The organism is Patulibacter medicamentivorans (genome assembly GCF_000240225.1).
Classification (GTDB): Bacteria; Actinomycetota; Thermoleophilia; order Solirubrobacterales; family Solirubrobacteraceae; genus Patulibacter; species Patulibacter medicamentivorans.
Genome location: NZ_AGUD01000326.1, coordinates 1 through 19,784 on the forward strand (window position 1 = coordinate 1; position 19,784 = coordinate 19,784).

17 protein-coding genes are annotated in these 19,784 nt (G+C 76.4%); 10 read left to right on the top strand and 7 right to left on the bottom strand.

The annotated features are described in order from the left end of the window. Together PAI11_RS23240 and PAI11_RS23245 are read right to left on the bottom strand one after the other, a co-directional pair. The coding region (locus PAI11_RS23240) for a glycosyltransferase (RefSeq protein WP_040601510.1) at positions 1-896 on the bottom strand (896 nt) is incomplete at its 3' end. Positions 897-907: 11 nt separating this feature from the next. Then, on the bottom strand, positions 908-1,381 hold the full coding sequence (locus tag PAI11_RS23245) for a DUF6314 family protein (protein WP_007579435.1): 474 nt from the start codon (positions 1,379-1,381) through the stop codon (positions 908-910). Between the two features lie 125 nt (positions 1,382-1,506). Here PAI11_RS23245 and PAI11_RS23250 point away from each other — a divergent pair, with 125 nt between their 5' ends. Next, positions 1,507-2,409: a glycosyltransferase family 2 protein gene (locus PAI11_RS23250; RefSeq protein ID WP_007579437.1), complete on the top strand. Its 903-nt coding sequence runs from the start codon at positions 1,507-1,509 to the stop codon at positions 2,407-2,409. A gap of 1,039 nt (positions 2,410-3,448) precedes the next feature. Here the strand turns inward: PAI11_RS23250 and PAI11_RS23255 are convergent. After that, positions 3,449-4,231 carry a glycosyltransferase family 2 protein gene (locus PAI11_RS23255; protein WP_007579444.1) on the bottom strand — a complete coding sequence of 261 codons (783 nt, stop codon included), beginning with the start codon at positions 4,229-4,231 and terminating at the stop codon, positions 3,449-3,451. 61 nt (positions 4,232-4,292) lie between these two features. On the opposite strand from PAI11_RS23255, the gene PAI11_RS25140 reads away from it, so the two are divergent. The 6 genes from PAI11_RS25140 (at position 4,293) to PAI11_RS23285 (ending at position 12,786) form a co-directional block, all read left to right on the top strand. Further along, on the top strand, positions 4,293-5,462 hold the full coding sequence (locus PAI11_RS25140; protein ID WP_007579446.1) for a glycosyltransferase family 4 protein: 1,170 nt from the start codon (positions 4,293-4,295) through the stop codon (positions 5,460-5,462). Positions 5,463-5,576: 114 nt separating this feature from the next. Continuing rightward, entirely contained in the window at positions 5,577-6,959 is a 1,383-nt protein-coding gene (locus PAI11_RS28240; protein WP_244406594.1) for a glycosyltransferase, read from the top strand. 7 nt (positions 6,960-6,966) lie between these two features. Continuing rightward, positions 6,967-8,028, top strand: a complete 1,062-nt coding sequence (locus tag PAI11_RS25145; protein ID WP_007579450.1) for a glycosyltransferase family 4 protein — start codon at positions 6,967-6,969, stop codon at positions 8,026-8,028. A 173-nt stretch (positions 8,029-8,201) separates the two neighbouring features. After that, positions 8,202-8,828, top strand: a complete 627-nt coding sequence (locus PAI11_RS23275) for a hypothetical protein (RefSeq protein ID WP_138974522.1) — start codon at positions 8,202-8,204, stop codon at positions 8,826-8,828. A 91-nt stretch (positions 8,829-8,919) separates the two neighbouring features. Then, positions 8,920-11,112 carry an HAT repeat-containing protein gene (locus PAI11_RS23280; RefSeq protein ID WP_138974523.1) on the top strand — a complete coding sequence of 731 codons (2,193 nt, stop codon included), beginning with the start codon at positions 8,920-8,922 and terminating at the stop codon, positions 11,110-11,112. Between the two features lie 78 nt (positions 11,113-11,190). Beyond that, entirely contained in the window at positions 11,191-12,786 is a 1,596-nt protein-coding gene (locus PAI11_RS23285; RefSeq protein ID WP_040601513.1) for a cellulase family glycosylhydrolase, read from the top strand. Positions 12,787-12,838: 52 nt separating this feature from the next. Here PAI11_RS23285 and PAI11_RS23290 read toward each other — a convergent pair whose 3' ends face one another. Together PAI11_RS23290 and PAI11_RS23295 are read right to left on the bottom strand one after the other, a co-directional pair. Then, positions 12,839-14,026 (bottom strand): glycosyltransferase, encoded by a 1,188-nt coding sequence (locus PAI11_RS23290; RefSeq protein WP_007579467.1) that lies wholly within the window; start codon positions 14,024-14,026, stop codon positions 12,839-12,841. A gap of 97 nt (positions 14,027-14,123) precedes the next feature. Continuing rightward, positions 14,124-15,212, bottom strand: a complete 1,089-nt coding sequence (locus PAI11_RS23295; protein WP_007579470.1) for a glycosyltransferase family 4 protein — start codon at positions 15,210-15,212, stop codon at positions 14,124-14,126. Positions 15,213-15,307: 95 nt separating this feature from the next. Here PAI11_RS23295 and PAI11_RS25150 point away from each other — a divergent pair, with 95 nt between their 5' ends. After that, complete coding sequence (locus tag PAI11_RS25150; protein WP_007579471.1) at positions 15,308-16,438, top strand: glycosyltransferase; 1,131 nt, start codon at positions 15,308-15,310, stop codon at positions 16,436-16,438. Then, a complete protein-coding gene (locus tag PAI11_RS25155) occupies positions 16,435-17,349 on the top strand; it encodes a glycosyltransferase family 4 protein (RefSeq protein ID WP_007579473.1) in 915 nt (304 codons plus the stop codon). The genes PAI11_RS25150 and PAI11_RS25155 overlap by 4 nt, the downstream gene beginning before the upstream one ends. 3 nt (positions 17,350-17,352) lie before the next feature. On the opposite strand, the gene PAI11_RS23310 is transcribed toward PAI11_RS25155, so the two are convergent. Both PAI11_RS23310 and PAI11_RS23315 read right to left on the bottom strand, forming a co-directional pair. Then, positions 17,353-19,050: a SulP family inorganic anion transporter gene (locus PAI11_RS23310; protein WP_007579474.1), complete on the bottom strand. Its 1,698-nt coding sequence runs from the start codon at positions 19,048-19,050 to the stop codon at positions 17,353-17,355. Next, positions 19,041-19,292 (bottom strand): hypothetical protein, encoded by a 252-nt coding sequence (locus PAI11_RS23315; protein ID WP_138974524.1) that lies wholly within the window; start codon positions 19,290-19,292, stop codon positions 19,041-19,043. The genes PAI11_RS23310 and PAI11_RS23315 overlap by 10 nt, the downstream gene beginning before the upstream one ends. A 52-nt stretch (positions 19,293-19,344) precedes the next feature. On the opposite strand from PAI11_RS23315, the gene PAI11_RS23320 reads away from it, so the two are divergent. Continuing rightward, positions 19,345-19,734 (top strand): ArsR/SmtB family transcription factor, encoded by a 390-nt coding sequence (locus PAI11_RS23320; RefSeq protein ID WP_007579476.1) that lies wholly within the window; start codon positions 19,345-19,347, stop codon positions 19,732-19,734. The last annotated feature ends 50 nt before the right edge of the window (positions 19,735-19,784 follow it).

Consider the following 19,784-nt stretch of genomic DNA (forward strand, 5'->3'; position numbering starts at 1 on the left):
CGCAGCATCGCCTCGGCGGCGGCCAGGCCGAAGGTCTCGTGGGCCAGCGACGGCACCAGCTCGATCGCCGCCCCGGCGCGCAGCCGCTCCAGCTCCGCCGGGTCGAGCCGGCCGGCGAACCGCACGCCCGGCAGGTCGGCCGCGGCCGCCCGCAGCGCCGGCTCCTCGGGCCCGCCGTTCGCGATCACCAGCGGGCGGCCGCTGATCCGCGCCGCCGCGATCGCCACCGCGGTGCCCTTCTCCGGAGCCAGTCGACCGGCGACGACGGCCGGGCCGTCGCGATCCGGGGTCACCGGCGGACCGGCGGCGACCGGATGGGGGACGACGTGGACCCGCTCGTCCGGCAGCTCGACGCCGAGCGCCCGCAGCCGCTCCAGCGCCGCCACGCTCGGCACCACGACGACGTCGCAGGCGGCCAGCAGCCCCGGCTGCTGGCGCGCGATCCCGGCCGCGTAGGCGATGCCCTCGGCGAGGCCGCCGCGGCAGCGATGCCGCAGCCCGGGCCGCGTGTCGCGACCGTGGCAGAGCGTGCAGTCGACGCCGGCCCGGACGCAGGTCCCGACGGCGCAGACCAGGCGGTAGTTGTGCAGCTGCAGGACGACCGCCGCGCCGGCCTCGCGCGCCGCGCGAAGGGCCCGGACGCCGAGGGTCGGGTGGAGGTTGTGGGCGTGGACGACCCGGGCGCCCAGCCGTCGGACCTCGTCCGCCACCTGCTCCGGATCGAGCCCGCCGCGGAGCAGGCCGCCCGCCGCCCGCGCGCTGCCGATCGAGGCCGAGTCCCGCTCCAGCAGCGCGGTCGGCTCGACCAGCCGCTCCTCGGTCAGGGCGCGCAGGGACGCGATCGCGCGCTCCTCCCCGCCGAGCGTGCGGTAGCGGTGGTGCAGATGCAGGATCACCGCGGGCGACGCTAGCGCGAGCGGCCCTCGTCCGGGCGCAGGCGCGCGTAGCGCGTCCGGATCCGCTGGTCCTTGGCCGGCCCGGTGACCTGCCAGTCGACCTCGAAGCTGGCGCTCGAGGTCGCCCGCACCTGGCCGGCGTAGCGGTCGGCCCGGCAGGGGTGGACCGCGTCGCACGACCCGCTCCGCAGGTCGAGCGGGTGGAACGGGCGCCCGTCGTCGAAGCGCACCAGCCAGCCGTCGCCGACGGGGTCGGGGACGATCTCCAGCTCGCGCGAGGCCTCGCCGACGTAGCCGGCCAGCTGGACGGTGCCGTGCTCGATCCAGCGGATCCCGGACCCGTCCGCCACGAACTCGGCCGTCCCGCGGACCGTGCCGCGCTGGTCGTTGCCGCGATCCTCGATCGTCCGCTCCAGCGACCAGCTGCCGGCCAGGAACGCGCGCAGGTCCGCGACGGGCAGCAGGTCGGCGGCGGGCGAGGTCACGCTCCCAGGGTAGATCGTGGCCGCCGCCGCTCCCGTAGCCTCGTGGGCGCCGCGCGCCGCCGCGCCGGCCGCCGCCCCGCGCCATGCCCGCCCCGCCGCCAGCGTCCCCGTCCCCCTCCGCGTCGGTGATCGTCCCGGTCAAGGACGGCGCGGCCTTCCTGCCGGAGCTGCTGGCCGCGCTGACCCGCCAGCCGCCCCACGAGCTGCTGATCGTCGACTCCGGCTCGCGCGACGGATCGGTGGCCCTGGCCCGGGACGCCGGCGCCCGGGTCCTGGAGATCGCGCCCGAGGCGTTCCGCCACGGTCCGACCCGCAACTGGGCGGCCGAGCGGACGAGCGGCGAGATCCTCTGCTTCCTGACCCAGGACGCGACGCCGGTCGCCGGCTGGCTGGCCGCGATCCTCGACGCCTTCGCCGGCGACCCGCGACTCGGCGCGCTCTTCGGGCCCCACCTGCCGCGGCCGGACAGCTCGCCGATGGTCGCGCGCGAGCTGGAGCAGTTCTTCGCCGGCTTCGCCCCCGACGGCGAGACCACCGTCCACGGCCCCGACGACCCGCCGTTCCTGTCCAACGTCAACGCCGCCTACCGCCGTGCCTGCTGGGAGCAGGTGCGGTTCCGCGAGATCTCCTACGCCGAGGACCAGGCCTTCGGGCGCGACCTGCTGGAGACCGACTGGCGCAAGGCCTACGTGCCGGCGGCCGCGGTGCTCCATGCCCACGACTACGGCCCGATCGACGTCGCGCGGCGGACGTTCGACGAGTACCGCGGGCTGCGGGCGGCGACCGGTCACGTCGAGCCGTTCCGGCCGAAGGCCGCGCTCGGCGCGACGCTGCGGCTGACGCGCGGCGACCGAGCATGGATGCGGCAGCGCGACTGGACCGCCGGGCGCCGCGGCTGGTGGACGCTGCGGGCGCTGCTCCACCACGGCACCCGCCGGGTCTTCGCCGCGCTCGGCTCGCGCGCCGAGCGACTGCCGGCGCCGGTCCGCCGGGCGCTCTCGCTCGAGCGCCGGGGCGACCGCGGGTAGGTCAGGGCGGGGCGGAGGTCGGCCGGGCCTTGGGCCTCGGTGGTGCGTGGGTTGGCTCTGCCGGGCGTGTGCTCTGCCGGGCGCGTGGTTGGTTGGGTGGGTGGGTGGTTGGGTGGGTGGGTGGGCTGGTGCTGGCTGCGGCTTGGGGTTGGTGGCTGGCGGGCGTCGGCGGGTCGGGGTGGCTCGGCGGGCCTGGGCCTTTGGGCTGGAGGCCTTGAGCGTCGCTGGCCCGTGGTGCGTGGGTCGGCTCCGCCGGGCGCGTGGTCGGGTCGGCGGGGCTGGGTACGGGAGCGGGGTCCGGTGGGCGGACTGGTGCTGGCCGCCGCGCAGGGTCAGCGGCTGGCGGCTTGGGCTGATCGGCCGGACCCGCGGGTGCTCGCCGCCCGCGGCGATAGGCCCAGGGGCGGCGACTGATCCGGCCGGCGACCAGCGTGCGTCAGGCGCCACACGTGCGTCGCGCCGTGGGCCGTGGCGCGTGACGCAGGTTTCGCAGGGCGTGAGCCGCCACCCACCACGCCGGCGCGACGCGGTCGCGGGTCTCGCATGCACGACACGCCACACGTCCACCAGCCCACGAGCCGTGGCGCCTGGTGCACCTCAGGCAAGCACAAGACGCCAAACCCCCGCGGACCGCGGGCCGTGGCGCCTCATGCAGCCCGCGAGCCGCACGCCCACCCGGCCAACCGCCGCCAAGCGCACGACCTCGATCGCCCGACCACGACACCCCGCCCGCCCAGCAAGCCCCGCCAAGCGCACGACCCCGATCGCCCGACCACGACACCCGCCCACCCCCGTACCCAGCCCCAGCCACCCGACCAGCCAGACCCCGCCGAACCGAACCCAGCCCACCAGCCACCACGACCCAAGCCACAGCCTCCAGCCCCTCGAAGGCCCGCCGAACCCGACCACACCCCGCCCACCCAGCCAGTCCCGACAAGGCCCCCAACACCAAGCCCCCGACCCACAGCCGCCCCGCCACGCCAGACCACGCCGGGCGGCCGACCCCACCGACCCGGCCGGCCCCGAACGGCCCCCAGCCTCAGATCCGCCGCGTCACGTGGCGGTACAGCTGGTCCAGCAGCCAGCGACGGCGGCGGCCGGGCAGGTTCTTCTCGACGTAGCGGGCGATCGAGGTCTCCAGGTGCTCCTCGCGCCGGGCGACGACCCCGCCGACGTGGCGCGCCGCGACCCGCGGGTCGTAGACGATCCGCCCGCCGGCCCGCCGCAGCTGCAGGCAGAGGTCCTCCTCCTCCTTGTAGAGGAAGAACCGCCGGTCGAAGCCGCCGACGGCGTCGAACGCGCTGCGCCGCAGCAGCAGGAACGCACCGGAGACCCAGGCGACCTCGGTCGGGCGCTCGCGCGGGCGCCAGTGGGCGTGGCCGGCGCCGTTGGCGACCCGGGCCCGCAGCCCGCGCAGCTCGCCGTGGTCCCAGACCTGCGGCTCGCCGGCGTCGGTCAGCAGCAGCGGCCCCGCGGCCACCACGGCCGGGTCCGCGAAGTGCTCCAGCAGCGCCGCGAAGACGCCGCGACGCTCGATCGCGACGTCCGGGTTCAGGCAGCAGAGGAACGGCGAGTCGGCGCGGGTCGCCAGCAGGTCGTGGCCGCCGCCGAAGCCGAGGTTCTGCTGGCCGACGACCAGCTCGACGCGCTCGCCGTAGGGCGCGACGACGTCGTCCAGCCGGTCGCCGGAGCCGTTCTCCAGCACCAGCACCCGGTGGGCGATCCCGCTCGCGGCCAGCTCGTCGAGCAGCCCCTCGAGGCACCGCTCCAGGTAGGAGCGGGTGCGGAAGTTGACGATCTGGACGACGAGCTCGGGGGACAACGGAGGCCGCGCGGTGGCTGCTCGGGGCGCGCCGCGCGACCCTACCGGCGATCATCACCGCATGTCCCGGCTGCGCGCGCTGCTCCGCCTTCCCGCCGCTCCCACCGAGGTGCGGATCCCGGACGGGCTGCTCGAGGTCCAGCGCGACGGCGCGGCGCCGCTGGCCCCGCGCGCCCCGGACGGGCGGGACGCGCCGCTCGACGTCGCGTTCGTCGTCCCCTCGTTCCGGACCGTCAGCGGCGGCCACACGACGATCGCCAACGTCGTGCGGGCGCTCGAGGCGCGCGGCCTGTCGTGCTCGATCTGGATCCTCGACGACGATGCGCGCCGCGGCGGCGGCGCCCGCCCCGAGGCGCTGGTCGAGGGCTTCCGCAGCGCCTTCGGCGGGATCGCGGGGCCGGTCCACGCCGGGCTCGACGGCTGGCGGGGGACCGACGTGCTCGTCGCGACCGCCTGGCAGACCGTCCCGGCCGCGCTGCGGCTGCCGGACGTCGCGGCCCGCGCCTACCTGGTGCAGGACCACGAGGCCGAGTTCTACCCGACCTCCGCCGAGCGCGAATGGGCCGCCTGGACCTACCGGCAGGGGCTGCACTGCCTGGTCGCCTCGCCGTGGCTGGAGCAGGTCGTCGCCCGCGAGTACGGGGCGTCCGCGACCCGCTTCGACATCGGCCTCGACCACGACCTGTACCGCCCCGGCGGCGCCCCCCGGCGCGGCGATCAGCTGCTCTTCTACGCCCGCGCCACGACCGCCCGGCGCGGGGTCCCGCTCGGGATCCTGGCGCTCGAGGAGCTGCACCGCCGGCGGCCGCAGGTCGAGATCTGCCTGTTCGGCGAGGACCGTCCCGTCGCGACCGGCTTCCCCCACCGCCACCTCGGCGTGCGGACCCGTCCGCAGCTGGCGGCGCTCTACGGGCAGGCGACCGTCGGCGTCGTCCTGTCGCTGACCAACCCGTCGCTGATCCCCCACGAGATGCTGGCCTGCGGCCTGACGTGCGTCGACGTGGCCAGCGCCAGCAGCCTCGCCGTCCACGGGCCGGACGGGCCGGTCGCGCTGGCCGCGCTGGAGCCGGGGGCGCTCTGCGACGTCGTCGAGCGGCTGCTCGACGACCCCGCCGAGCGGGACGACCGGCGTACCCGCGGGATCGCGCACGCCGCCGCGTTCACCTGGGAGCGGACCGGCGAGCAGGTCGAGGCGGGGCTGCGCGAGGCCCTGGCGCGGGCCGCCGCCTGAGCCTGGCCCGGCCGGGGAGCGGGCCGGGCGCCGGCGCGGATCGACCGCGCCCGGGCGCCGCCGCCCACGGATCGTCACGAGCGATCGCGGGGCGGTGCCGTAGCCTCACCAGACGTGTCCCGCCCGAGCGCCGCCGCCTCCGCGCCCGATCCGACCCAGGCTCAGGCGCGCCGCTCAGCTACCGATCCGCTGCGGGTCTGCGTGGTCGCGGAGTTCTACCCGCGCCAGAACGACCCCGTGCTCGGGATCTGGGCCCACCAGCAGGCGGTGGCCGCCCGCGACGCCGGGGCCGAGGTCCACGTGCTGGTCCTGCACCGGCCGGTGCCACCGCGGGCGACACGGCTGCGCGACGTGCCCGCGACCCTGCGCACGATGCTCGCCCAGCCCGAGAGCGCGGAGCTCGACGGGATCCCGATCACCTACGTCCGCTTCCTCGGCCCACGCCGGGACCGCAGCTACGGGTCGTGGGGCCGCTGGGCCGCCCGACCGCTGCGGCGGGCGCTGCGGCGGCTGCACCGGCGGTTCCCGTACGACCTGATCCACGCCCACAACGCGGTGCCCGCCGGCGACGCGGTTCGCCGGGCCGTGGCGCACGGGGCCCCCGACGTGCCGGTGATCGTGTCGGTCCACGGCGGCGACGTCTACTACACGGCTCCGCGCTTCCCCGCCGGGGCCGCGGCGATCCGGGCGACGTTCGCCGACGCCGCGCTGGTGCTGGCCAACAGCGCCGGCACCGCCGATCGCTGCGCCGCGCTGGACGCCTCCCGCACCCGCGTGGTGCGGCTGGGGACCGACCTGCCCGATCCCGACGCGCTCGAGCGGTGGCGGGTCGCCCGCTCGTGGGACCCGCCGCGGCGCGCCGACGCCGGCGGCGCCGGCCGACGCGCCCGCGGGCGCTGGGGCAGCGGACCGCGACGGCGGGTAGCGCTCGCCGACGCCCCCGAGCCGCTGCTGGTGACGGTCGCCCACGTCGTCGCCCGCAAGCGCCACGAGGACGTGATCCGCGCGCTGTGGTCGCTGCGCGATCGCCACCCCAGCGTCCGCTACCGGGTGATCGGCGACGGCCCCGAGCGGCCCGCCCTGGCGCGACTGGCGGTCGAGCTGGAGGTCGACGACCGGATCGAGTGGGTCGGCCAGCTGCCCCACGCCGAGGCGCTCGCCAGCGCCCGCCAGGCCGACCTGTTCGTGATGCCGTCGATCGACGAGGCGTTCGGCGTCGCCTACGTCGAGGCGATGGCCGCCGCGATGCCGGTGATCGGCGCGCTCGGGGAGCCCGGCCCGCAGGAGATCGCCGACGCCGGCGAGGGGATCGTGCTGGTCCCGCCGGGCGACGTCGCGGCGCTGGCCGACGCGATCGACGGGCTGCTGTCGGATCCCGCCCGCCGCCGGGCGCTGGGGCTGGCGGCCCGCCGGACCGTCGCCGAGAGCTTCACCTGGGAGCGCTGCGGCCGCCAGACGCTGCGGGCCTACCGCCACGTGGTCGACGGTGCGCGATGATGCCCGCGTGGGCGACCGGCCGATCCTGATCGTCACCTCCCGGGTGCCGCCCGAGCGGGTCGGCGCGCTGGCCGCGCTCGCCGCGCGGACGCCGGTCGAGGTCGCGGTCTTCGAGGGGCGCGACCACCACTTCCACGGCAGCGTGGCCGACGCCGGCCTGCCGGTCCACCGCGTCGGCCAGCACGGGATCGCCCGACTGGCCGGCCAGCGCGAGCGCTGGCGGACCGTCGTGGCCGGCACCGCCGGCCGGATCGCGCTGCCGGCGGCGTGGCGCGCCGCCCGTCGCGCTGGGACCCCGTTCGTGCTCTGGAGCGCGCTCTGGCACGAGCCGTCGACCCCGGCGTTCGTCCTCGCCCGCCCGCTGCTGCGACGGATCGTGCGCGACGCGGACGCCGTCGCCGCCTACGGCTCGCACGTCGCCGCCCACGCCCGCTGGCTCGGCGCCCGCCGGGTCCAGATCGCGCCGCAGGCGGTCGACCCGGCCGTCTGGGTCGAGCCGCCGGCCGCCCCGCGCCCGCCGAACGACCCGTTCCGGATCCTGTTCGTCGGCCGCGACGCGCCGGGCAAGGGGATCGAGAGCCTGCTGGTCGCCTGGCGCCAGACCAAGCTGCACGAGGCGATCGGCGCCGAGCTGGTGCTGCTGGGCCCGCCGCCCGCCGCCGACGCCGGTCTGCCCGGAGCGCGGGCGATCGGCCCGGTCCCGACCGCCGAGGTCCGCGAGTGGCTGGACCGCAGCGACGTCCTCTGCGTCCCCTCCGAGCGGACCCCGGCCTTCGTCGAGCCGTGGGGCCTGGTCTGCAACGAGGCGCTCCACCGCGGGGTGCCGGTGCTGGCGACCGACGCCGTCGGCGCGGCGGCCGGCGGCCTGGTCCGCGACCGGCGCAACGGACGGATCGTGCCGGCCGGCCAGCCGCTGGCCCTCGCCCGCGCCCTGACCGAGCTGGCCGTCGATCCCGACGGCGCGCAGACCCTGGGCGCGGCCGGCCGCCGGGACGTCTCGGCGTTCACCTTCGAGGCCTGGGCGGCCGGGATGCTGGCGGCCGTCGAGGACGCCGAGCGGGCCGCCTGACCGCGATCGGCCCCCACCTGGGCCGCCGGTTGCGCAACTCGACGACCGCCCGCCGGTTGGTAGCGTTGACGCGATTTCGCTGGCCGTGGACGCACGCCGTCCGTGGCACGCCGTCCGCCGTGGCGGATCGGAGGGCGGGACCGGGTCCCCCTTCCCCCGACGTGACCAACGCCGTGCGCACACTCACTCGCATCACCACGCTCCTCGCCGTCCTCGTCGCCGTGGCGGTCACGCCGGCCGCCGCGTCGGCCGACTACCGCGAGATCTTCCGCGACTGCGGCGACGGCAAGCTCGACAAGACCTACAGCCAGAAGGAGCTGTCGCAGGCGGCCAACGAGCTCGACGCGCTCGGCGACTACAACGACTGCGCCGACGCGATCGCGATCGCCCAGACGGGCGGCGGCAAGAAGGGCGGATCGGGCAACGGGGGCAACGGGTCGGGGAGCGGCTCGGGCGGCGGCGGCTCGACTGGCGGCGGCGCGACCGGCGGCAGCGGCGGCGCCGGGACCGGGACCGGCGGCGACGCGACCGGCTCCACCACCCCGACGACGCCCGAGCCGACCCCGCAGGAGAGCGCCGACGCCGCCAGGGCCGCGACCGAGATCGCGACCAACGCCGCCGACGGCAGCCAGATCGACCTCAAGAACGTGAAGGTCCCGGAGTCCTCGCTCGACCTCGGTCAGTCGGGGGCGTCGCTGCCCACGCCGCTGCTGCTCGCGCTGATCGCGAGCGGCGGCGCCGCGTGCGTGGCCGGTGGCGCGGCCGGACTGCAGGCGCTGCGACGGCGACGTGGTCGCTGACGCGCTCAGGCGACGGGCGCGAAGGCCCGCCGCCGCCGACCAGCCGACCCGGACGCTGCCGGTCGTCGGCGCGACCGCGAGCCCATCGCGCGTGCCGCGCCCGCTGCGCGGCGACGGGCCATGGGTCGTCCTGATCGGCGCGCTGCTGGTCTGGGCCGCGACCCACGCGCGGACCGGGCAGAGCGTCGACACCAGCGGCCCGGTGCTGCTGGCGGTGACCGGCCTCTCCGGGATCGTCGCCCTGCTCGCCGCGCTGCGGGCCCCCGGCGGCTCGCGGCCGTGGGGCGCGGGGACGATGCTGGCCGGCGCGGCGCTCGTGATCCTGACCGGGGTCTCGATCAGCTGGTCGGTCGCGCCCGACGACTCGTGGTTCGAGACCAACCGGACGCTCGCCTACGTCGCCGTGATGGCCGGCGGCGCGGCGGCCGCCTGGCTCGCGCCCGGGCGCTGGCAGGCGCCGCTCGGCGGCGCCCTGCTGGGCACGACGGTGATCGTCCTGCTCGGCCTCGGCAGCAAGGTCTTCCCGGCCGCGATCGACCCCGAGCAGGTCTACGCGCGGTTGCAGGACCCGATCGGCTACTGGAACGGGGTCGGCGCGATCGCCGCCTTCGCGCTGGTGCTGTCGCTGTGGCTGGGGACCCGCCGCAACGGCTACCGGCCGCTCAACGCCCTCGCGTACCCGATCGCCGCGCTGGCCGTCCTGACGCTGCTGCAGTCCTACTCGCGCGGCAGCCTGATCGCCGCCGGCGTCGGGGCGCTGGCCTGGATCGCGCTCGCGCCGCGGCGGCTGCACAGCCTGCTGGTGCTCGCCGTCGGCGTCCTCGGCGGCGGCTTCGTCGGGATCTGGGCGTTCGCCAACGCGGCGCTCTCGACCGACAAGGTCCTGCTGGCCGCCCGCGAGTCGGCCGGCGCCGAGCTCGGGGTGCTCCTGGCCGGCACGATCGTGGTGCTGCTGATCGCCGGCCTCGCGATCGAGTTCGCGACCGTCTTCACCGGCGTCGGCCCGCTCGAGCGCCGCCGCCTGGGCGTCTTCGTGGCCTGCGTGGTGGCGGTGATCCCGGTCGCCGGCATCGCCGTCGTGGCGACCAGCGAGCGCGGCCTGACCGGCTCGATCAGCAACGCCTGGCACCAGCTGACCGATCCCGACGCGGCGGTCCCCGGCGGCGACCCGTCGCGCCTGACCGCGGCCAGCTCGTTCCGCTCGCAGTACTGGCGCCAGGCGCGCGACGTCTTCGAGATCCAGCCGACGCACGGCGTCGGCGCCGGCGGCTTCGGCGCCGTCCAGCCGCGGGTCCGCAAGAACGGCTACGTGGCCAAGCACGCCCACGGCTGGATCCCGCAGACGCTCGCCGACCTCGGCTGGATCGGGATGCTGACGTCGCTGACCCTCGGGCTGGCGTTCGTGCTCGCCGCCGTCCGCGGGCTCGGCCTGCGCGGGCCGCTGCGGCACGCGGCGCGACGGCCCGAGCGCGACGGCACCGCGGCGGCGGTGGCGGTCGTGACGACGTTCGCGGTCACGTCGATGGCCGACTGGACCTGGTTCCTGCCCGGCGTGGCGCTGGCGCCGATGCTGCTCGCCGGCTGGGTGGTCGGGCGCGGCGCCGAGGCCGCGTTCGTGCCGCGCCCGCGGCCGCGGATCGCCGTCGCGTCGCCGCGGACCGCGATCGCGGTCGGGCTGGTCGTGGTGTTCGCGATCGGCGCCTTCTCGATCGCCCAGCCGTGGCGGTCGGTGCGGGCCCAGAACGCGGCCCTCGCTGCCCTCGACGCCGGTGACCTGGCGCGGGCCGAGCGCGAGGCCCGCGACGCGCGAAGCCTCGACCCGCTGTCGGTCCAGGCCGACTACGTGCTGGCCGGGATCCTGTCGCGCAAGGGCGACCTCGAGGGCGCCCGTCGCCTGTACGAGAGCGCGATCGCGCTGGAGCCGGCGATCCCCGACAGCTGGCAGCGGCTCGCCAGCTTCGAGCTCTACGACGCCGATCGTCCGTTCAACGCCCAGCGGGCGCTGGGGATCGCGCTGCGGTTGGCCCCGACCAGCATGGTCGCCCAGAAGATGGCCGTCGCGGCCAGCCGCCGCGCGGTCGAGAAGCGCCAGGCCCGCAGCGGCCAGGCGACCGCGCCGCTGGCCGGGCAGACGACGCCCGGCACGAGCACGCCCGGGGCCGCCACGCCCGGGGCGACCACGCCGGGCGCGACGACGCCCGGCACGGCCACCACGCCCGGCACCACGACGGGCACCACGACGCCGACGATGCCGACGACCGCCACCGGCGGCACGACGCCCTGATCGCCGGCGCCGCTCCCGGACGTTCCGGCGCGGCCGAACCGCGACCTTTCCGCTCCCGATGGTTTACGACTGCTTGATATGCGCCGACTGATCCCCTTGACCGCCGCGCTGCTGGTGCTGCTCTCGACCGCGAGCGCGTCGGCCAACACGCGGCTGGAGTCGACGTTCCAGGACGACCCGCGGATCGTCTACGGGTCCGACGCGGTCCGCAAGAAGACGCTCGACGAGGCCCAGGCGCTCGGCGTCCAGCGGATCCGCCTGACTGCGTTCTGGTACCTCGTCGCGCCGTCGCCCGACCAGGCGTCGAAGCCGACCGGGTTCGACGCCAGCGACCCGAACGCCTACCCGGCCGCCAACTGGGCGCGCTACGACACGGTCATCAAGGAGATCCGCGACCGCGGGATGCAGGTCAACCTGAACCCGACCGCGCCCGGCCCGCTGTGGGCGATGTCGGGCTCGTTCGACGAGCGGCTGGCCGACCGGACGAACCCGGACCCGGCCGAGTTCGGGGCCTTCGTCGCCGCCCTCGGCAAGCGCTACAGCGGCTCGTTCGTCCCCGCCGGGCAGTCCGCCGCCCAGCCGCGGATCGACTACTGGTCGATCTGGAACGAGCCGAACCAGGGCGCCTGGCTCTCGCCCCAGTGGTCGAGCACCGCGACCACCGCCGTCGAGCAGTCGCCGCCGCTCTACCGCAAGCTGGTCGACGCCTCGTGGACCGCGCTCGGCGCGACCGGCCACGGCGGCGACACGATCCTCGTCGGCGAGACCGCGCCGAAGGGCCAGCACAAGCTCTCCGACCTCAACTCGCGCGGGACGCCGATGGACGCGATGCGGTTCCTGCGGCGGGTCTACTGCCTCAACGACAGCCTCGGCTTCCTGACCGGCGCCGACGCGTCCAAGGTCGACTGCCCGGCGACGCCGAACCCGGCGGAGTTCACCGCCCAGCACCCGGCGCTGTTCCAGATGACCGGCTACGCCCACCACCCGTACGAGCTGGTCCGCTCGCCGACGACGCGGCCGGACTACCCGGACGACTGGGTGACCACGGCCAACCTCGGGACGCTGAGCGACCAGCTGGAGCGGATCATGGCCCGCTACAAGGTCAAGCGCTCCTCGATCCCGCTCTACCTGACCGAGTACGGCTACCAGACCGATCCGCCGGACTCGATCACCGGGGTCTCGCTCAACCAGCAGGCGGCGTGGATCAACCAGGCCGAGTACATCGCCTGGCGCAACCGCTACGTGCGGACGCTCGCCCAGTTCCTGCTCTACGACGACGGCCCGGTCGCGGGCGCCACCGGCGATGCCAAGTGGAGCACCTTCCAGACCGGCCTGCGGTTCGGTCCCGGATCCGGCAAGGACGGCAAGGCGAAGCCGGCCTACGACGCCTACCGGCTGCCGTTCTTCCTGCCGAGCCGGCGCGCCGCCAAGAGCGGCAACCTGAAGATCTGGGGCCGCGTGCGGCCCGGCGGCGGCAGCGGGCCGCGCGCGGTCGAGCTGCAGCTGCGCGACGCCAGGGGACGCTACAAGCGCTTCAAGAGCTTCAAGACGAGCAAGTACGGCTTCGTCAGCAAGACCGTCCGCGTCCGCCGCGCGAGCGCCCTGCGGCTGGCCTGGAAGAGCGGCTCGAAGACGTTCTACAGCCGCGGCGTGTCGTTCAAGCTCAGCCGCTGAGGGTCGTGACCGCGTCACGCCGGGCCGCCGTTGCCCGGCGCCTGCGGCGCCGCTAGGGCAGCAGCCCGGCCAGCTGCGGCGCCGGGACGTCCCGGTCGACCAGCGCCGGGTCGAGCGGGCCGGCGCTGCGGCCGTCGACGACCCGCTCCAGCAGCCGCTCGTAGCGCTCGGTGACGGCGTCCCACGAGTAGGCCTTGGCGCGCTCGACCGCCGCCACCCGCAGCTCGGCGACGCGCTCGGGATCCTGCAGCAGCCGCTCGAGCTCGCGCGAGAGCGCCGGCGCGCCCTCGGCCCCGCTGAACGTCGCGCCCGCGCCGCCGATCGTCTCGACGTTCGGAGCGTGATCGTTGACCAGCACCGCCGCGCCCGACGCGAGCGCCTCGAGGATCACCGGGTGGGTGCCGCCGACCTCGGTCGGCATCACCGACAGGTAGCTGTTCTTCTGCAGCTCCCAGTAGCCGCGGCCGAAGACGTAGCCCGGGAACAGCACTCGCGGGTCGGCCCCGCGGTGGACGCCCTTGATGTAGTCGTGGGCGTAGGGGGCGCCGCCGACGATCACGAGCTTCTTGCCCTTGGTGACCTCGTACGGGATCCGGCTGAACGCGTCGACCAGCATGTGCGGGTTGTTCTCCGGCTCCAGCCGGCCGACGAAGAGGATGTACTCGCGCGGCTCCAGCCCCAGCGCGTCGAGCGTGTCGGTGGTCGTGTGGCCGGGGTCCTCGACGCCGTAGGGGATCACCTCGATCCGCTGCCCGTAGCGCTTGGCGAAGACGTCGGCGACCGCGTCGCTGTCGGTCAGCGCGATGTCGGCCCAGCGCGGGGCGTTGCGCTCGGCGAACCGCAGGTAGGCCTTGGCCGCCGCCGGCCACTTGGAGCGGTCGGAGTCGAGGCCGTCGACGTTGATCACCGTCGGCAGCCCGGCGGCCCGCGTCAGGCGCGTGATCGGGCTGTTGCCGGCGATGAAGAACAGCGCGACGTCCGGCTTCAGCCGCCGCACGCAGTGCTCGGCCGACAGGTAGGTGTGGACGAACGTGTCGAGGTACTTGTTGCGGATCGTCGGCAGGTGGACGAGCCGCGCGCCGACGTGCTCGCGCAGGTCGGGGTCGACGACGTGCGGGCGGCAGTAGACCGTGACCTCGTGGCCGCGCTGGACGAGCCGCGCGGCCAGGTGCTCGGCCGCGGTCTCGAAGCCGCTGTAGGCGGCCGGGATGCCGCGGGTGCCCAGGATCGCGATCTTCATGCAGAGGTCTCGCGGGTCCCCCGCCCCCGGGGATCCGTGAACGGCGAGCGTACCGGAGGAGGGGTCCCCGCCGGCCGCCGATCGGCCCCGCCGCGGCTCAGGCGGCGGCCGCGTTGCGGACCGCGAGCGCGTAGGCCTCGACGTGGGCGCGCGCCGCGGCCGACCAGCTGCGGGCGCCGGCGACGCGACGTCCGGCCTGCGTCAGCCGCTCCCGCAGCCGCGGCTCGGCGACGATCCGCTCGAGCACCGCCGCCAGCTCCCCGGCGTCGCGCGGCGGGAAGTAGGCCGCGGCGTCCTCGCAGGTCTCGGTGATCCCGGGCGAGCGGGCGGCGACGACCGGAACGCCGCGCGCCATCGCCTCCAGCGGCGTCAGCCCGACCCCCTCGTGGAGCGCCGGGTGGACCAGCGCCAGCGCGCCGTCCATCAGCGCCAGCAGCTGGTCGCGGTCGGGCGCGACGACGATCCGCTCGCCGGCGGCCGGGTCGCCCGCGATCCGGCCGGCGAGCACCAGGTCGGGCGCCGCGTCGCCGAGTCGCGCGGCCAGCGACCGGTGGGCGGCGCGCAGGGTCGGCAGGTCCTTGCGCGGCTCGTCGTCGCCGACGTACAGCAAGTAGGGCCGGGCGAGCGGGACCGACGGCGCCCGCTCGGTGCGGCCGGAGCGGATCTCCCGGGCCTGCCACTGGCCGGGGCCGTGGGGCGCGACCACGATCCGCTCGGCGGGCACGTGCCAGCGCTCGCGGACGTCGCGGGCGGTCGTCTGCGAGACGGCGATCACCGCGTCGGCGCGGCGCGCGGCGCGGCGGTGGGTGAGCGACGCCCAGCGGGCGAAGCGCGGGTCGAAGCACTCGGGCAGCAGCTCGAACGCGAGGTCGTGGACCGTGATCACCTGGGCGATCCGCTGGCGACCGCGCGCCAGCCGCGGCGTGAAGGCCGGCAGCGGGTGGTGGACCACGTCGACCCGCTCGCGCGCGGCGCGCGCCGGCAGCGCCGCGTGCAGCCAGCGCTGGTCGTGGGCCAGGTTGCGGATGCTGCCGATGCCGCCGCCGGCCGGGGGCGGGCGGTGCTCGTCGCCGGCGGTGACGACCTCGACCGGCTGCTCCGCCAACGCGGCCAGCAGCCGTTCCAGGTAGACGGCGGTGCCCGACGCGCCGCGCAGCGCGTAGCTGGTGTCGATGAGGATCTTCACGAGCGGAGGAGCCGCGGCGACAGGCTACTCGTGCCGGCTCGGGCCCGCACATCCCCCACGCGGGCCGTGGAGGCGATCATCTAGCCTTCGACGCGATGCGGTCGCTCCTGGTGGTGCACGCGGTGGACCGGCCGGGCGGGGCCGAGCTGGCGCTGCTGCGGGCCGCGCCGCTGCTGGCCGAGCGCGGCTGGCGAATGACCATGACCGGGCCGAGCGGCCGGCGGCCGGCCGAGGCCCCCGACGAGGTCGTCTGGCGCCAGCAGCCGGTCGGCGGGCTCGGGCGCGGGCAGGGCCTGGCCGCCGTGCTCGCCTTCCGGACCTTCCGGACCCTGGCCGCGCAGCACGACGTGGTCTACCTCAACGGGACCGTCCCGGCCCGGCTGCTGCCCGCGCTCCACCCGCCGGGCGGCCGCGGCGGCGGGCGGATGGCGGCCCGCACCGCCGTCCACGTCCACGACATGGTCCGTCGCGTCCCGCGCTTCTGGGGCGCCGCCGACGTGCTGCTGGCCGACTCGCGCGCCTGCGCCCACCCGGTCGCCCAGCGGCTCGGCCGCGACGTGGTGGTGACCGGCTGCCCGGTCGACCTGGACCCGCCGCCGGCCGACCCGCCGTGGACGGCCGACGACCGCCCGGTGATCGCCTTCGTCGGCCGGATCGAGCCGCGGAAGGGACCGCTCGACCTGATCGCGGCCGCCGAGGGAATCCGCGTCGCCGTCCCGCGGTCGCGGATCGTGGTCGTCGGCGAGGACCCCTACGACGCCGACCCGCACCACGCGCGGCTGGTCGACCGCCGGGCGGATGCCGCCGGCGTCGAGCGCTGGCCCTGGCAGACCAGCGGCCCCGGCCTGCTGCGCCACGTCGACGTGCTGGTCGTCCCCTCCCACCGCGAGCCGTTCGGGACGATCGCCGCCGAGGCCCAGGCCGTCGGCGTGCCGGTCGTCGCCTCGGCGGTCGACGGGCTGGTCGAGGTCGTCCAGGACGGCGTCACCGGCCGGCTGGTGCCGCCGGGCGATCCCGCCGCGCTGGCCCACGGCGTGGTCTGGGCGCTGCGCGAGCGGGCGCTGCTGGCCGACGCCTGCCGCGAGGCCGCGCGGGCCTGGGCGCTCGACGCCTTCGCCGACCGGGTCGACGGGGCGCTGCGCGGCCGACCGTCGTCCCCCGCCGGCGGACCGGCCGCGACGGCGGCGGCGAGCGCGCCCGCCGACGACGGCGCGTCGACCGGATGAGGGTCGCCCTCGACGCGCGCGCCGAGGTCGACGTGCGCGGCATCGGGCGCTACGTCCGCTGCCTCCACGACGCGCTGGACGAGACCGCGGCCGACGGCGACCTGGTCGTCGCCCGACGACGTCCGCTCGGCTGCGACCTGTTCCACAGCCCGTGGCTCGACGGGGTCCTGCTGCGCCCCGGCAAGCCGCAGGTGGCGACGCTCCACGACCTGGTGCCGCTCAAGCGCCGCGGCGAGTACCTGCGGACCGGCGTCCGCTTCCGGCTGCGCTACCTGGCCGTCCAGCGGGCCGACCGGATCATCGTCCCGACCGCCGCGGTGGCCGCCGACGTCCGCCGGCTGCTCGACGTGCCCGACGAGCGGCTGCGGGTGATCCACGAGGCCCCGGCGCCGCACTTCGTCCCGGCCGCCGCCGACGCGATCGCCGAGCTGCGCGAGCGGCTGGCGCTGCCGGAGCGGTTCCTGCTGTGGGTCGGCGGCATGCGCCACCCCGATCCCCGCAAGCGCCTCGGCGAGCTGGCCGCAGCGCCCCGCACGCTGCCGCTGGTGCTCGCCGGCCCGGCCGGCCCCTGGACCGCGGAGCTGCCGGACGTGCAGCTGACCGGCGCGCTCTCGGACCCGGACCTGGCGACGCTCTACTCGGCCGCGCACGCGCTGGTCCTGCCGTCCGACGACGAGGGCTTCGGCCTGACCCCGGTCGAGGCGCTGGCGTGCGGCTGCCCGGTCGCCTGCAGCGACGTCCCGGCGCTGCGCGAGGTGCTCGACGGCCGCGCCGCCTTCGCGCCGCCGGAGGACGTCGCCGGCCTGGTCGCCCGGGCCGAGGGCCTGACCCGGCCCGCGCCCGCCGCGCCGCCGTGGACCTGGGCCGACGCCGCGCGCGCGACCTGGGACGTCTACCGCGAGCTGGCCTGACGCTCAGGCGGCCACGGCGGCGGCGCGGCGGTTGCGCAGGTGGTGCCGGCGGGCGTGGGCGAGCGCCTCGTCGATCGTCGGCAGCAGGTGGTTGGCGTGGTCGAGCATGTCGAGCACCCCGACCCGCTCGATCAGCCCGCGGTGCTCGGGGCGCAGCGAGGTGAGCAGGACCGTGATCCCCTGCCGCTGCAGGTGGTCGATCAGGTCGGCCAGCGCCTGGGCCCCGGTGCTGTCGATCATCCGCAGGCCGCCCATCCGCAGGATCACGACCTCGACGTCGGTGACCGCGGTCAGCTCCAGCAGGAACCGCTGGGCGGCGCCGAAGAAGAGCGCGCCGTCGAGCCGGTAGGCGACGATGTGCTCCTCGAGCAGGGCGTGCTCGAGCGTCGCGTCGACGTCGATCCCGCCCAGGTCCTCGCGCTCGAAGGCGGCGTTCGCGGCGACCGTCCGCAGCGCCAGGATCGCCGCCAGCGCGACGCCGATGCCGACCGCCACGACCAGGTCGAAGGCGATCGTGGCCGTCGCCGTCAGGATCAGCAGCAGCGCGTCCTCGCGGGTCGAGCGGAGGATCCGCCCGACGGTGCCGACCTCGACCATCCGCACCGCCGTCATCATCAGGACGCCGGCGAGGGCCGCCAGCGGGACGCGCTCGAGCAGCGACGCCAGCAGCAGCACGACGACCACGAGCACCAGGCCGTGGACGATCGTCGCCAGCCGGGTCCGGGCGCCGGCGCGGACGTTGACGGCGGTCCGCGCGATCGCGCCGGTCGCCGGCATCCCGCCGACGAACGAGACCGCGACGTTGGCCAGGCCCTGGCCGACCAGCTCGCGATCGGGATCGTGGGCCTCGCCGTCGGCCATCCCGTCGGCGACCCGCGCCGAGAGCAGGCTCTCGACCGCCCCCAGCGCCGCGACGGCGAGGGCCGCGGTGACCAGGTCGCCGATCTTGCCGCCGTCGAGCTGCGGCAGCGCCGGCGTCGGCAGGCTCGACGGGATCGTCCCGATCCGCGCCACCGAGAGGCCCGTCAGCTCGACCAGCACCGTCGCCGTGACGACGGCCAGCAGCGAGGCCGGCAGCGCCCGGTGCAGGCGCGGCGCGGCGATCATCACCACCGCCACCAGCGCGACCACCGCCAGCGTGCTCCAATGACCTCCGCCCCAGTCGACGATCGCGCGGGCGGCGACGGCGGCCGTGTTCTCGCCGTGGGGCTTGGGCACGCCGAGCGCGCCCGGCACCTGCTGCAGGAAGATCAGCAGCGCGATCCCGACGGTGAAGCCCTCGACGACCGGCCACGGCAGCACGCCGGCGTAGCGCCCCAGTCGCAGCGCGCCCGCCGCGACCAGCAGCAGCCCGGCGAGCAGGGCCACGACCGCGACCCCGCCCGGGCCGACCGACGCGACGACCGGCACCAGCACGACGGTCATCGCGCCGGTCGGGCCGCTGACCTGGACGTGCGACCCGCCGAAGACGCCGGCCACGATCCCGGCGACGATCGCGGTCACGAGCCCCGCCTGCGCCCCGAGGCCGGCGGTCACCGCGAAGCCCAGCGCCAGCGGCAGCGCGACGATCGCGACCGTGACGCCCGCGACCAGGTCGCTGCGCCAGCTGCCGCGCAGGCCGGCGTAGTCGGCGCGGGACGGCAACAACGACCGCAGGCCGTTGCCTCGCGGGCCGCGAATGGGCGCCGCGGTCAGTTCCACGACCGCCCGCGGTCGTGGCGGTACGCCTCCCACGCGTCACGCAGGACGACCAGGGTCTCGGGCGTCGGCTCGCCGCTCGCCGCGACCAGTCGCAGCACCGTCTCCAGGCTCTCGGGCTCCAGCAGCTCGAGCAGCCGCCGCGCGGCCTCGGGCCGCCCGGGCGAGCCGCCGCGACCGATCACGACGAGCAGCTGGCCGACCACGGGATCGTCGATCGAGGGATCAGGGGCAATTGATTTCATGATCTTCAAAGATCTTAAGATATTGAGAGAGGAATGGTATCGTGGTCCACGGATGACCGATGCCCTCCCGCAGCCCGCCGCCGGCGATCCCGCGCCGATCTACCGGCTGAAGGCCGACTTCTTCCGCCTCCTCGGCCACCCGGCACGGGTCCGGATCCTCGAGCTGCTGCGCGACGGCGAGCGCGCGGTCGGCGAGCTGCAGGCCGCGCTCGGGCTCGACTCCAGCGGCACCTCGCAGCACCTCACGGCGATGCGACGGCAGGGCCTGCTCGAGAGCCGCCGCGCGGGGACCAGCGTCCTCTACCGGGTCAAGGACCCGCGGATCTTCCAGCTGCTGGAGGTCGCCAAGCAGCTGCTGACCGCGCAGCTGGAGGAAACCCGCGACCTGCTCGGCGACCTGGCCGGCGTCGCCTACGACGGCGCGGCGACGCGGGGCGCGTAGCCCGCCCGCGGCGACGCGGGCGCCGTCGCGGCCGCCGCTCGCCGCCGGCC